Below are 13,199 nucleotides of genomic sequence, written 5' to 3'. Positions count from 1 at the left end.
CCCGCGCCCTCTTGAGGGTGGGGGATGCGGGCAATACCCGTCCAACCCGTCCAACCTACCCCGCCGGGTGGCTCGGAGAAAAGTATCCGCCCACGTCACGAGCCCCGAAGGGTCAGTTTCCGCCCTCCGCGGGCACGGGCGTCGCGAACTCGGGGGCCTCCGGCTCGCGCGTCGACGAGATCGTGATCAGGTCCTCCTGGGTGATCTTCGGATTCGCGCCCTCGTTGCGGACCGACGACATCGCACCGCCGGGAATCTCGAGCGCGGTCTCGAGAGTCGACGGGTCACCGATGGCCTGCCACTGGTAGGGGGACGAGATCTTCTGCCCGTCGACCACCATCCCCCGACTCGTCTCCTCGAAGTAGCTGCTCGTGACCAGGCGGATCCCGTTGACCTCGACGACCTCCACGCCGGCGTTGCGGAGCTCCTCGAGGATGTTGAAGAGCTTGCTCGCGGGGATCCGCTGGTCGGTCTCGGTGATCGTCAGGGTGATCCCCGGCCCCTCGGCGGGCAGTCGACCCGAGAGGATCCCCTGCGTCTGCGACTGACGTTGCGCGAGCTCGAGGGCGGCGCGCTGCTGTCCTGACCCCGAGCTCAGCTCGTCACGAGTGTCCTGGAGCCCCTGCACGCGGGACTCGAGATCGTTCGCGCGCTGGGTGACGTCGTCCAGGAGGCGGACCAGGTCGCTCTGGCGCAGCGACGAGAGCTGCTGCTCCTGCGTCTGGCTCACCTGCACGGCCAGTGCGAACCCGAGCAGGGCGCACAGGAGACCGGCGAGGAGCTGGGAACGGGTGACCGTCGGCCTCATGGCGCGACCGAGCTTCGCCCAGCCGCCCGAGGAGTCGGTGCTCGCCCCCGTGGGGATGGCGGGAGCGCCTCCGGTCGCCTCGTGGCGCCCGTGCGGCCGGTCCGGGTCCGGGAGCGGAGGCGTCGCGGTCGGGGAAGGAGCAGAGGTCTCGGTTCCGGCACCAGCACCGAGACCGACGCCCGTGGCCGTGGGTGTGCCTTGCGGCTGGCCCTCGGTCGGGGTCGCACCCGCTGCCGACGCGTCCGTCACCGTTGCAGGCTCGCCGCTGTCGCCCGGCTCGTCGGCGACGTCCCACGGCACGTCGGACGCGGTCCGGCTGTCACCGCTGTCGGCCGTGGCGGATGCCGTGTCGGCCGTCTCGCCGGCCTCGGGCGTCTCGACCGTCGCGTCGACGGTCAACGGTCTGCCGTCCAGCGTGCCCTCTGCGCGTCCCGCCTCAGGAGCGGCGTCGTCAGTGTCGTCGTGTGCCTCGGGATCCACCGGAGGGGCGACAGGCGCAGGAGGCGCGTCGGGCCGGGCAGCATCGGGCGCGCCGGGCACCTCGGCCACGGCGTCGACGGCGCCAGGCTCGGCCGGGTCGCCGGGAGAGGTCTCGTCCGCGTCCGCGGTGGGTCCGGTCGGCACCGCGGCGTCCTCGTCGGGACGCTCCGTCTCCCCGGCGGCGACGTCGGCCTCATGGGGTGGAGCGGTTTCAGGGTTCTCGGGGTCCACGGGACCGCTGGGGGTCGAATCCGTCGTCATCGCTTCACCTAGGCCTTGAACAGGTGCCGACGAATGGCGGCGGCGTTGGAGAAGATGCGGATCCCGAGGACGACGACGACGCCCGTCGAGAGCTGCGTGCCCACTCCGAGCTGGTCTCCGAGGAACACGATGAGGGCCGCGACGACCACGTTCGAGAGGAACGAGACGAGGAAGACCTTGTCGTTGAAGAGCCCGTCGAGCATGGCGCGCAGACCGCCGAAGAGCGCATCGAGCGCCGCGACGACCGCGATGGGCAGGTAGGGCTGCAGGGCGACGGGGACGGTGGGTTGGAGCACGAGCCCCGCCACGACTCCGAGGACCAGTCCGACGACTGCGATCATTCCGTGCTCTCCTGCCCTGCGAGTGAACTGTCGGCTCCGGTGGGACCGGTCGTCGACGCGGGGCTCTCCGTCTCCCCCGTCGACGCGCCGTCCTGCCCGGTCGGCGCCTCAGGCTCGTCACCTGTGGCTGCCGTGGAGTCTACGGCGTGCGCGTAGAACAGACGTTGGATCCCGTTGCCCGGCAACGAGAGCTTGCTCTGCGCGATCCGGCTGTACTGGATCCCCCACGTCGAGCTGATGGTGCTCAGGTACCCGGGGGCCGCCGAGCGGGCGAACTCGGTCTCGAGCGTGGCTGGGTCCCCGATCGCCTCGACCCTGTAGGGGGCGATCAAGGGCTGGAGGTCCACGAGGATCGCCTCGCCCGCGCTCCGGACGGCGCTGAGCGGCGTGAGACGCTGCCCGTTGATCGCGATGGCCTCCGCGCCGGAGGCCCAGAGCGAGTTCACCACGCGCTGCAGGTCACCGTCCTGCACCTTCTTGTTGTGGGACTGGTCGTCCGCGCCGACCCCCTCCGCGGCGTCGTTGAGCGTGATCACGAGCCCCGGACCGGTGACCGCGATCGACCCGTTGGAGACGCCGTCGGTCTGGAGCGTCTCGAGCAGGAGGGGGTCGACGTCGGCGAGGGCGTCCGTCTGCAGGGTCTCGATCTCCTCGCTCAGGGCCGTGGCCTGCGCGGACAGCGCGTCGACGTCGTCCCGCCGGCTCACGATCTCCTTCTCGAGCACCTTGCGTGCCTCGATCGCGGCACCCTGAGGCGCGCGCAGGTCGATCGTCGCGGCGGCCGTCACGAACCCCAGCAGGATCGCGAGCGCGGCGACGAGGATCCAGGTGCGGGTCTTGCGGGGTGGTTCGTCCCCGGCCGCGCGTCGTGCGGCAGCCTCGGCGTATCCGGCGTCGAGCGGGCGGTCCATGACCTCGGTGAGGAGGGTCATGGAGGCGTCAAGGGCCGGCTTCCCGTGTCGGGAGCCGTGCGCGTCGTTGCGGGGGGCGGAGGTCATCCTGCGGCCGTCTCCTGGGGGTCGGTGCGGGGTGCGACGAGCTGACGGGTCTGGCGGATGTACTGGACGCCCGCGAGCCAGTAGAGGCCGACGCCCCATCCGGTGAAGGCCCAGCCGATGATGGAGGCGGTCGCGCCCAGGGCGCCGGGGGCCTCGGCCAGCAGGAGGAGCGGGAAGGCGTAGAGGAGTGCGAAGGTCGCCGCCTTGCCGACGAAGCTCACGGGGAGCGGGCCGTACCCGTGACGGGTGAGGACGGGCAGGAGGCACAGGAGGGTGACGTCGCGGAGGAGGATCACGACGAGGACCCAGAGGGGGACGACGTCCCTCCAGGCGAGGCCGACGAGGGTGACCAGGATGAAGAGCCGGTCGGCCGCCGGGTCGAGCATCTGGCCGAGCTTGGTGACCTGGTCCAGGCGTCGGGCGAGGATGCCGTCGAGCCAGTCGGAGGCTCCGGAGATCGCGAGGACAGCGAGCGCCCATTCGTCGTTGCCGCGGACGATGAGGACCGCGAAGACGGGGACGAGGGCGAGCCGGAGCAGGCTGATGACGTTGGGGATCGTGAGGATGCGTGAGCTGACCTCTTGATCTGCTGCCACGCCCACCGTCCGTTGCTCCGTGCGTCTCGCGCGTCCTGTTGCTGTCTTCATCCTACGGTGGGCCATCCTAGGGCCGGGCGGGTGCGGGGCGCTGGCATTTCGCGGTCCCGGCGGGGCGTTGTGGCCGGTTCTTCCGGTTCGTGCGGTATGGCCGGTGGGTGGCGTGCGCGACAGGTGCCATGGGGAACCTGGTGGGAAGCCGGAGCGTTCGGTTCTGCGCTCCCCCGTCAGGCAGGGGCGCGAGGCCTCTGTGCTCGACGTCACCGGGTGCCCGTTCCCCCTCGGGGGCGGGCGTCGCGTAGACTGGCGGCACAATCTGGAGTTCGTCGCTGTTCCCGCGTGTTCGTGTGAGTGTGGCCCGCCGCTGTTTTTGCGCGGGCGAGTCACCGGTGTGTGTTCGGGAGTGCGGCCAGTGGAGAGCCGACTTGGCGACCACGCGTAACTCCCACCCTCAGCGAAACGGTTGAACACATCTCCATGTCTCTTGACACCTCTGCGCCCTCGCACGCCCTCGACCAGGTCGAGGCCGCCCAGACGCCGGCTCCCGCCGAGCAGTCGGGTCCCACGTTCGCAGACCTGGGTCTGCCCTCGAACATCCTGAAGGCCGTGACGGACCTCGGCTTCACGATCCCCTCCGCGATCCAGGAGCGCGCGATCCCCGCGCTGCTCTCCGGGCGCGACATCACGGGCGTCGCCCAGACCGGTACGGGCAAGACCGCCGCGTTCGGTCTGCCGATGCTCGCCGCGATCGACCCGAACCTGGGTCGCGTCCAGGGCCTGGTCCTCGCTCCGACCCGTGAGCTCGCGATGCAGGTGGCCGAGGCCATCGAGTCGTTCGCCAAGCACGTGCCGGGCATCGAGGTCGTCGCGGTCTACGGCGGTTCCCCGTACCAGCCCCAGCAGCGCGCGCTGCAGCGCGGCGCCCAGATCGTCGTCGGTACCCCCGGTCGCGTGATGGACCACCTGGAGCGTCGCAGCCTCGTGCTCGACGACATCCGCTACCTGGTCCTGGACGAGGCGGACGAGATGCTGCGCATGGGCTTCGCCGAGGACGTCGAGAAGATCTTCGGCCAGGCACCCAAGGAGCGTCAGGTCGCGCTGTTCTCCGCGACGATGCCGGCCCCGATCCGTCGGGTCGCCGCCCAGCACCTGAACGACCCGGTCGAGATCGCGGTGACGCGCCAGTCCTCGACGGTCACCTCGGTGCGCCAGACGTACTCCGTCGTGCCGTTCCGTCACAAGACCGGCGCGCTGGTGCGTGTTCTCGCGACCTCGGACGCCGATGCGGCGATCGTGTTCACCCGTACCCGTGGTGCGGCCGAGGAGGTCGGGTCGGCTCTCGTCGAGCGCGGCATCTCGGCGGCCACGATCTCTGGTGACGTGGCGCAGAAGGACCGCGAGAAGATCGTCGAGCGTCTGCGCTCGGGCGCTCTGGACGTCCTGGTCGCGACCGACGTCGCGGCGCGTGGTCTGGACGTGGACCGCATCGGCCTGGTCGTGAACTTCGACCTGCCGGGCGAGCCGGAGGCGTACGTTCACCGCATCGGCCGCACGGGTCGTGCCGGTCGTACGGGCGAGGCCCTGAGCTTCGTGACCCCGGGCGAGCGCAACCGTCTGAAGTTCATCGAGAAGACCATCCGCGCGAGCCTCGAGGAGGTCGACGTGCCCTCCCCCGCGGACGTCTCCGCGCACAAGGCTCGTCGCATCCTCGGGCAGGTCGCCGAGCGCCAGGCCGCCGGTCGCCTGTCGATGTACCGCGACCTGGTCGCGGCGCACGTCGCGGAGTCGGGCATCGACCCGATCGACCTCGCGGCCGTCCTGGTCGCCCTGTCGGTCGGTGACGACGGCCCCAAGGCGCGCGAGGAGCAGGAGCTCTTCGAGGCTCAGCGTGCCGAGGCGAAGAACGCGCGCCGTGAGCGCGAGTCCCGCCCCTACGGTGACCGCGACTCGCGTGGCCCTCGTGAGGGTGGTCGTGGCGGTGAGCGCGGCATTCGTCGTGACGCCGTCGGGACCCGCTACCGTCTCGCCGTCGGGCACACGCACGGCGCCCAGCCGTCGGGCATCGTCGGCGCGCTGACGAACGAGGGTGGCCTGAACGGCAAGGACCTGGGCAAGATCGACATCTTCCCGAGCTTCTCGCTGGTCGACATCGCCACGCCGCTCGATGCCGCCACGATCGACCGCATCTCGCGCGCCCGGGTCGCGGGCAAGTCCTTGCGGATCCAGGTGGACCAGGGTGCGCCCCAGGGTGCCCGTGGCCCCCGTGCGGGTGGTTCGGCGCCTCGTTCGGGCGGCTACTCCGGTGGTCACTCGGGCCACGGCCCGGCCGGTCGCTACGACGAGCGCGGCGAGCGCGGCGGCGAGCGCAAGGCTCCCCGGTTCCGCGCCGGCGAGCGCTGAGCGCACCGACGGGTCCTGAGCAGGACCGCTGAGCACGACGTGAGGGCCCCCGGAACCACCAGGTTCCGGGGGCCCTCACTCGTTGCGGGGTCGGGCCCCTGGTGGGCGCTGGCCCGAGCAGGGCCCGGTGCCCGACGGCGCCGCGTCAGTCCTCGTGCGCCTCGCCGTGGGCCGCGACGAGTGCCGCCAGGCGCGCCGCCTCGCTCTCGCTGCGACGGGCCCCGTCCGCACGCTGGATGCCCATGACCGCGAGCGCCTTGCCGTCCGACAGGTCGAGGCGTACCCAGGGGTCGCCGGGGCCGAAGCGCACGGAGACGACCTGGGGCCAGTCGAGGCGGCGGGTGAAGACGATGTTGTGCACGGTGAGGTGTTCGGGGGTGACGGTGGCTCGTACCTGGCCGAGGCGCCACAGGACGAGGGCGCAGAAGGCGCCGACGCCGATCGTGGCTGCCTTGTTCCAGCCGGAGTCGGTGCCGGGTCCGGTGGCGACGAGGGCGACGAAGGTGCATCCGGTGAGGATCACGAGGGCGGCGGTGTAGGCGACGGCGGTGCCCCAGCGGGGGCGGAAGGGCGCGTAGGGGTCGCCGGGCAGGTGTTCGGGGGGTGCGACGTTGCTGCTCACGTTCCTATCCTCTCCCTGTCTGTCCTGCGGACGGCGTCGGCCGGTGCCGGGAGACGGCGCTGCCCGGGTGCCGGCGCGGTGGTGCGCGGCACCCGGGCAGCGTGGTGCTGTGTCCGGCTCCAGGGGCGTGCGGGGCTGCTCGGGTGGGTCTCCCCGGGCCTCCGGGCCTTCGGGTGCCCCTGGAGGGGGGCTCAGAGGCGGCAGGCGTGGATCGAGGTGACGAGGATGGCGCGCGCCCCGACCTCGTAGAGGGCGTCCATGAGCTTGTTGGTCTGGTCGCGGCGCACCATGGCGCGCACGGCTGCCCAGTCCCGGTCGTGCAGCGGCGAGACGGTCGGGGACTCGAGGCCGGGCGTGAGGGCCACTGCGGCCTCGACGAGGTGCGCGGGCACGTCGTAGTCCATGAGGACGTACTGGCGGGCTGTGAGGACGCCCAGCAGGCGGCGGGTGAGCGTCTCGAGGCCGGCTGAGACCTCGTCGTCGGTCACGGAGGCCGGGCGGATCAGGACGGCCTCGGACTTGAGGATGGGGTCGCCGAAGACCTCGAGGCCTGCGCCGCGCAGGGTCGTGCCCGTGGACACGACGTCCGCGACGACGTCGGCGATGCCGAGCTGGACCGCGGACTCGACCGCGCCGTCCAGGTGCACCACGGAGGCCGTGACGCCGTGGGTGCGCAGGTGGTTCTCCACCAGCACCTCGTAGGACGTGGCCACGCGCAGTCCTTCGACCTGGTCGAGGGATGTGATGGTGCCCACGGGGGCGGCGTAGCGGAACGTGGAGCCGGCGAAGCCGAGCTGCATGTGCTCGACGGCCTCGGCCCCCGAGTCGAGCAGGAGGTCGCGGCCCGTGATGCCGGCGTCGACCGTGCCGGTGCCGACGTACACGGCGATGTCGCGGGGGCGCAGGAAGAAGAACTCGACGTCGTTGTCCGGGTCCGCGAGCACGAGCTCACGGGTGTCGCGGCGCTGGCGGTAGCCGGCCTCGCGGAGCATGTCGACGGCGGGCTCGGACAGGGAGCCCTTGTTGGGAACGGCGATACGGAGCACGGGGTCCTCGCGTTTCTTGGGGGAGTTCGGGGACGGGGCGGTCAGGGTGACCGATCACCCGGTCGGCGCGCCGGCGACGGCGGGCGCGCAGGGACGGACGGTGGACGACTGCGGACGACGGACATGCGTGAGGGAAGCGACCCGGTGGCCTGAGCCTCCGTGCGCCTCCCCCTGGACCCGGACCTGGCCGGGTTCACAGATGCTTGTACACGTCCTGCAGGGTCAGGCCCTTGGCCAGGAGCAGCACCTGCACGTGGTAGAGGAGCTGGGAGACCTCCTCGGCCGTCTTGTCGTCACCCTCGTACTCGGCCGCCATCCATACCTCGGCGGCCTCCTCGACGATCTTCTTCCCGATCGCATGGACACCGGCATCCAGCTCCGCGACCGTGCCGGAACCGGCGGGTCGGGTGGTGGCCTTCTCGGTGAGCTCGGCGAACAGCCCTTCGAACGTCTTCACCCGACCAGGGTAGTCGCCCGGCGGTGGGTGGGCGGACCTGTCCCGCCCACCGGTCACCGCGCGACCGCGGCGCCCCCTCGGTGCGTGTGCGTCGAGGGGGCGCCGCGCCGTCGGGCCGTCAGCGGGTGCTCACAGGTCGCGCAGCGCCACGACCGTCGCGATGGCCGCCTCGGCGGCCTCCGCGCCCTTGTCCTCCCGGGAGCCGGGCAGCCCGGCCCGGTCGAGGGCCTGCTGCTCGTCGTCGCACGTGAGCACCCCGAAGCCGACCGGGACCCCGGTGCGCACCGAGACGTCCGTCAGGCCGGTCGTGGCGGCCGAGCACACGTACTCGAAGTGCGGGGTCCCGCCGCGAATCACGACGCCCAGCGCGACGACGGCGTCCGCGCCGTGCTCGGCGGCGCGTGCGGCCGCGACGGGCAGCTCGAACGAGCCCGGCACGCGGATCTCGGTGACGTGCGAGACGTGCGCGGCCGCGAGCGCCCGACGGGCGCCCGCGAGGAGGCCGTCCATGACCTCGGTGTGCCAGCTGGCGGCCACGACGGTGATCCGCAGCCCGGTGCCGTCGACGGTGATCTGGGGTGCTCCTGCGCCGCTCATCGGTCGCTCTCCTTCGTGGTGGGGGTGGTGTCGGGGGTGATCTCGAGGCTGTCGAGGAGGTGGCCCATGGCGACCTTCTTCGTCATGAGGTAGCCGTGGTTGTGCTGGCCGTGCCCGACCTCGAGCCGGTGGGCGTCGGCGACGTCGATGCCGTGCGCGGCGAGCCCGGTGACCTTGGCGGGGTTGTTCGTGAGGAGCGTGACGCGGTGGAGGCCGAGGTCGTGCAGGATCGCGGCCGCGGCCCCGTACTCGCGCCGGTCGACGGGCCAGCCGAGCTCGAGGTTGGCCTGGACGGTGTCGAACCCGGCGTCCTGGAGCTCGTACGCGCCGATCTTGGCGAGCAGGCCGATGCCGCGTCCTTCGTGCCCGCGCAGGTACACCACGGCGCCGCCCTGGGCGGCGACGCGTTCCATGGACGCCTGGAGCTGGGGGCCGCAGTCGCAGCGCAGCGACCCGAACGCGTCCCCGGTCAGGCACTCGGAGTGCACGCGCACGAGGGGCGCGACGGGGGCGCCGTCCGGCCCGGTGCCGGCGGGGGCACCTCCTCCCGCCGGGACGGCGACGGGCACGAGGGCCACGTGCTCCGCCCCGGTGCGCAGGTCGCGGTACCCGTGGACGCGGAAGTGGCCGTGCGCGGTGGGCAGGTCGGCCACGCTCGTGGCCTGCACACGGGGCACGAGCGTGGGCTGCGTGTCCTGCTCGGGGACGGCGGGGTCGTGCTCGCGGCGCCACGCGATGAGGTCGGCGATCGTGATGAGCACCAGCCCGGCGTCCTCGGCCGCACGGGCCGCGTCGTCGAGCCGCATCATGGTGCCGTCGTCGTTGACGAGCTCGGCGATGCCCCCGACCTCCCCCGCCCCGGCCAGGCGCACCAGGTCGACCGCCGCCTCGGTGTGCCCGGCACGGTGCAGCACCCCTCCCGGGACGGCACGCAGGGGCAGGACGTGCCCGGGGCGGATGAGGTCGACCGCGCCCGAGGCCGGGTCGGCCAGGACGTGCAGGGTCCTGGCGCGGTCCGCGGCGGAGATCCCCGTCGTGACGCCCGTGGCGGCGTCGACCGTGACCGTGTACGCCGTGCGCCGGGGGTCCTGGCTGTGGGGGACCATGAGCGGCAGGTCCAGGGCGTCGGCCCGCGCTGCCGGCATGGGTGCGCACAGGTAGCCCGAGGAGTGCCGGATGGTCCACGCGACCCACTCGGGGGTCACGGTCCCGGCCGCGAAGACCACGTCGGCCTCGTTCTCGCGGTCCGGGGAGTCGGCGACCAGGACGGGACGCCCGGCACGGATCGCGTCGAGGGCCTCCTCGATGGTGCCGGTCCGGACGCGCCCGGGGTGCTCGGGAGGGTGGGGGGTGGCGTCGCCAGGACGGTCGGCGTCGGGCTGGGAGGTCATGGCGGTGCTCATTCCTTCGCTGCGCTGGTCCGGAGGGCGTCCGCCGGGCCGGCGGCGACCGCGGGCGCGTCGGTGCCCGCGAGCGCCCGACCGTCCGGGTCTGCCAGGTGGGTGGCGGCACCGGTCGTGAGGAGTCGCTCGACGTACTTCGCGAGGACGTCGACCTCGAGGTTGACCCGGTCACCGGGGGCCAGGGAGCCGAGGATCGTGGCCTCGAGCGTCGTGGGGATCAGGGACACGCCGAACGAGGCATCGTCCACGTGGGTCACCGTGAGGGACACGCCGCTGACGGTGATCGAGCCCTTCTCCGCGACGTAGCGCGTCAGGCCCGGGGGCGCGGACACGACGAGGTCGTCCCACCGCTCCCCCGGGGCCCTGCTCACGAGGGACCCGACGCCGTCGACGTGGCCCTGCACGATGTGCCCACCCAGGCGCGTGTCGGCGCGCACCGCCCGTTCGAGGTTCACGGGCGACCCGGGGCGCAGGTCGCCCAGGGCGGTGCGGCGCAGCGACTCGGGCATGACGTCGGCCGTGAAGGTGCCGTCCTGCCCCACGCCCGTGACTGTCAGGCACACCCCGTCGACCGCGATCGAGTCGCCCAGGTGGGCGTCCGAGGTGGCGAGGGGGCCGTGCACGGTCAGGACGGCGTCGGAGGTCTCACCCCCGGGGAACGCGATCTCGCGGACCGTGCCGATCTCTTCGACGATTCCGGTGAACATCAGCTCTCCTGTTCGGGGGTGGTGCGGTGGGTGGTGCCGTGGGTGCGGGTCGGGCCGTCGGGCGTCGGCGGCCCCGGCGCGGGGACGTCCGGGGCGCGGGGGCCGGGTGCGGGAGGCGTCGACGACACGGCGGGAACGGTCCGGGCCACGACCAGGACGTCCTCCCCCAGTCGACGCACGTCGTGCGTGGCGAAGCGGGGGGCGCCCGCGAGCGTCGCCACGCCCAGGTCGCCCACGGCCCCCAGGCCCGCCCCCAGGAGAACGGGCGCGAGGTACGCGTGGACCTCGTCGACCGCGCCTGCCGCGAGGAACGCCGTCGCCAGCCCCGGGCCGCCCTCGACCAGGACGTGGCGCACCTCGCGCGCGGCCAGCTCCGCCAGGACCGCGCGGACGTCGTGCGTGCGCACCTGCAGCACCGGCCCGCCCCCGTCGGTCGTCCAGGTGCCCCCCGGCGCGAGCCGCACGTGCGGGGGAAGGTCGCGGAGCCCGACGACGACACGCAGGGGCTGGTGCCCGGCAAGCCCGGGCTCCCGCTCCTCGGCGGCGCTCGCAGGAGACGTCGTGCGCGCCGTGAGCGACGGGTCGTCCGCGACGACGGTCCCGGTGCCCACGAGGATCGCGTCGACCTGCGCCCGCACCCGGTGGGCGTGCTCGCGCGCAGCGGGCCCCGTGATCCACTGCGAGGTGCCGTCGGCGGCCGCCACGCGCCCGTCGAGGGTCGAGGCGAGCTTGAGGGTCACGTAGGGCCTCCCGCGCCGCACCGCGACCAGCCACGGCCCCAGGAGGCGCTCCCCCTCGGCCTCGCGCAGCCCGGCGGCCACCCGGACCCCGGCCGCGCGCAGGCGATCGCCTCCCCCGGCGGCGACGGGGTTGGGGTCGGCCACGGCGTAGACGACCTCGGCCACGCCCGCGTCCAGCAGCGCCTGGGCGCACGGACCCGTGCGTCCGGCGTGGTCGCACGGTTCGAGAGTCACCACGGCCGTCGCGCCCCGCACGTCCACGCCGCGCTCGCGGGCGTCGGCCAACGCTGCGGCCTCGGCGTGCAGGGTGCCCGCGCCGCGGTGGAAGCCCTCGGCGAGCACCACCCGGGGCGAGGCGTCCACGGGGCCGGGGGCGGCGGCGTCGGGCAGGGAGTCCGACGGGCGGGGCGCTGGGCCCAGCAGGACGGCGCCCACGCGCGGGTTGGGGCCGTGCGCGGGGCCCCGCGCGGCCAGCTCGAGCGCGCGCACCATCGCGGCGTCGATCGTGAGTGTGGGCCTGGCGCCCATGCGTCCTCCTCCCGGTGAGCACGACGCTCCGGGGTGAGGGGGTCGACGACGTCACGGGACCCGAGGGTCCACGGACGTCACGACACCACGGCACAGGGCTTCGCCCCGCGCCGCCACGTACTTCCTCCCATCCGGACTTTCACCGTCGGTCCTGGAGTTCCACCAGGTCAACCACGCCGAGGCGTGGGTCGCGGACTGTCACCGCCGGCTCGGAATTACACCGACCCCGGAGCACGTGTGTGCGTACTGCTCGTTCTGCTGCCGTCGAGCCCCGGGCCCGCGCTCCCTGAGGGGCGCTGCGTCCGGCGGCTCGTCTCCACCCAGCATGCCACACCGGCATCCCCCGGCAGGACCTCGATCCGGCCCGTCCCGCGAGCTGGACCGATGTGAACAGCTGTGAACAGCTGTGAACCGCTCAGGGATGCGGTGACCGCCCGGCGGTGCGCCGGGAGCGAGCCGCCGGACGGTCGGTGGCGGTCAGTGCGTGTGCTGGTCCGCGAGCGCCCGCAGGGCCGCGATCTCGCCGGGGACGTTCTCGGCCCCGTACACGGCCGAGCCGGCGACGAACACGTTGGCGCCGGCGTCGGCCGCACGCTCGATGGTGGCGCGCGAGATGCCGCCGTCGACCTGGACCCACACGTCGAGCCCTGCCTCGGACACGGCGTCGCGGATGCGGCGGACCTTGGGCAGGACGCCCTCGATGAACGACTGGCCGCCGAAGCCGGGCTCGACGGACATGACCAGGAGCATGTCGAACTCGGGCAGCAGGTCCAGGAACGGCTCGACCGACGTCGCGGGGCGCAGCGCGAGCCCGGCGCGCGAGCCCAGGCGGCGCAGCTCGCGGGCCAGACGCACGGGGGCCGTGGCGGCCTCGGCGTGGAACGTGACGGACGCGGCGCCGGCCTCGGCGTAGCCGGGGGCCCAACGGTCGGGGTCGGCGATCATGAGGTGCGCGTCGAGCGGCACCGGGGACACCTGGGCGAGGCGCTCGAAGATCGGCAGCCCCAGGGTCAGGTTGGGCACGAAGTGGTTGTCCATCACGTCGACGTGCGCGTAGTCGGCGGTCGCGATCGCGCCCAGGTCGCGCTCGAGGTTCGCGAAGTCGGCGGACAGGATGCTGGGGGCGATGAGTGCGGACATGGGCACCAGCCTAGAGGGCGCCCGCGCGCCGTGCGGAGGGCGCGCGACGGCCGGGCCGGGTGGCCTTCACCACCC

Annotated in this window: 13 protein-coding genes and 1 riboswitch; of the genes, 1 reads left to right on the top strand and 12 read right to left on the bottom strand. The window is 73.2% G+C overall.

Annotated features, from left to right (window positions below):
• Positions 1–112: 112 nt before the first annotated feature.
• The 4 genes from WFH32_RS10230 to WFH32_RS10215 form a co-directional block, all read right to left on the bottom strand.
• A complete protein-coding gene (locus WFH32_RS10230; RefSeq protein WP_336707272.1) occupies positions 113–1,549 on the bottom strand; it encodes a DUF881 domain-containing protein in 1,437 nt (478 codons plus the stop codon).
• A gap of 8 nt (positions 1,550–1,557) precedes the next feature.
• Positions 1,558–1,890 carry a small basic family protein gene (locus WFH32_RS10225; RefSeq protein ID WP_030151349.1) on the bottom strand — a complete coding sequence of 111 codons (333 nt, stop codon included), beginning with the start codon at positions 1,888–1,890 and terminating at the stop codon, positions 1,558–1,560.
• The gene (locus WFH32_RS10220) at positions 1,887–2,822 is read right to left on the bottom strand and encodes a DUF881 domain-containing protein (protein ID WP_336707270.1); all 936 of its coding nucleotides are present in this window, start codon (positions 2,820–2,822) and stop codon (positions 1,887–1,889) included. Before WFH32_RS10220 ends, WFH32_RS10225 begins: the two co-directional genes overlap by 4 nt.
• A gap of 62 nt (positions 2,823–2,884) precedes the next feature.
• On the bottom strand, positions 2,885–3,484 hold the full coding sequence (locus WFH32_RS10215; RefSeq protein ID WP_318244189.1) for a CDP-alcohol phosphatidyltransferase family protein: 600 nt from the start codon (positions 3,482–3,484) through the stop codon (positions 2,885–2,887).
• A 477-nt stretch (positions 3,485–3,961) separates the two neighbouring features.
• On the opposite strand from WFH32_RS10215, the gene WFH32_RS10210 reads away from it, so the two are divergent.
• On the top strand, positions 3,962–5,884 hold the full coding sequence (locus WFH32_RS10210; protein ID WP_191796894.1) for a DEAD/DEAH box helicase: 1,923 nt from the start codon (positions 3,962–3,964) through the stop codon (positions 5,882–5,884).
• A gap of 145 nt (positions 5,885–6,029) precedes the next feature.
• Here WFH32_RS10210 and WFH32_RS10205 read toward each other — a convergent pair whose 3' ends face one another.
• The 8 genes from WFH32_RS10205 to rpe all read right to left on the bottom strand — a co-directional run bounded on the left by WFH32_RS10205 (position 6,030) and on the right by rpe (position 13,124).
• Positions 6,030–6,506: a PH domain-containing protein gene (locus WFH32_RS10205; protein WP_336707269.1), complete on the bottom strand. Its 477-nt coding sequence runs from the start codon at positions 6,504–6,506 to the stop codon at positions 6,030–6,032.
• Between the two features lie 191 nt (positions 6,507–6,697).
• Positions 6,698–7,552, bottom strand: a complete 855-nt coding sequence (gene hisG / locus WFH32_RS10200) for an ATP phosphoribosyltransferase (protein WP_191796895.1) — start codon at positions 7,550–7,552, stop codon at positions 6,698–6,700.
• A gap of 193 nt (positions 7,553–7,745) precedes the next feature.
• Positions 7,746–8,009: a phosphoribosyl-ATP diphosphatase gene (locus tag WFH32_RS10195; protein ID WP_056651951.1), complete on the bottom strand. Its 264-nt coding sequence runs from the start codon at positions 8,007–8,009 to the stop codon at positions 7,746–7,748.
• Positions 8,010–8,138: 129 nt separating this feature from the next.
• Positions 8,139–8,606, bottom strand: a complete 468-nt coding sequence (ribH, locus tag WFH32_RS10190; protein WP_191796896.1) for a 6,7-dimethyl-8-ribityllumazine synthase — start codon at positions 8,604–8,606, stop codon at positions 8,139–8,141.
• Positions 8,603–9,997, bottom strand: a complete 1,395-nt coding sequence (gene ribB, locus WFH32_RS10185; protein WP_191796897.1) for a 3,4-dihydroxy-2-butanone-4-phosphate synthase — start codon at positions 9,995–9,997, stop codon at positions 8,603–8,605. Before ribB ends, ribH begins: the two co-directional genes overlap by 4 nt.
• Before the next feature lie 8 nt (positions 9,998–10,005).
• Entirely contained in the window at positions 10,006–10,716 is a 711-nt protein-coding gene (locus WFH32_RS10180) for a riboflavin synthase (RefSeq protein WP_191796898.1), read from the bottom strand.
• The gene (ribD, locus tag WFH32_RS10175; protein WP_336707265.1) at positions 10,716–11,984 is read right to left on the bottom strand and encodes a bifunctional diaminohydroxyphosphoribosylaminopyrimidine deaminase/5-amino-6-(5-phosphoribosylamino)uracil reductase RibD; all 1,269 of its coding nucleotides are present in this window, start codon (positions 11,982–11,984) and stop codon (positions 10,716–10,718) included. The genes WFH32_RS10180 and ribD overlap by 1 nt, the downstream gene beginning before the upstream one ends.
• Before the next feature lie 113 nt (positions 11,985–12,097).
• Positions 12,098–12,223, bottom strand: a riboswitch (FMN riboswitch).
• 238 nt (positions 12,224–12,461) lie between these two features.
• Entirely contained in the window at positions 12,462–13,124 is a 663-nt protein-coding gene (rpe, locus tag WFH32_RS10170; protein ID WP_191798318.1) for a ribulose-phosphate 3-epimerase, read from the bottom strand.
• Positions 13,125–13,199: the final 75 nt, after the last annotated feature.

The organism is Oerskovia sp. USHLN155 (assembly GCF_037145535.1).
Lineage (GTDB): Bacteria > Actinomycetota > Actinomycetes > Actinomycetales > Cellulomonadaceae > Oerskovia > Oerskovia rustica.
This window is presented reverse-complemented; position numbering and strand designations above follow the sequence as displayed.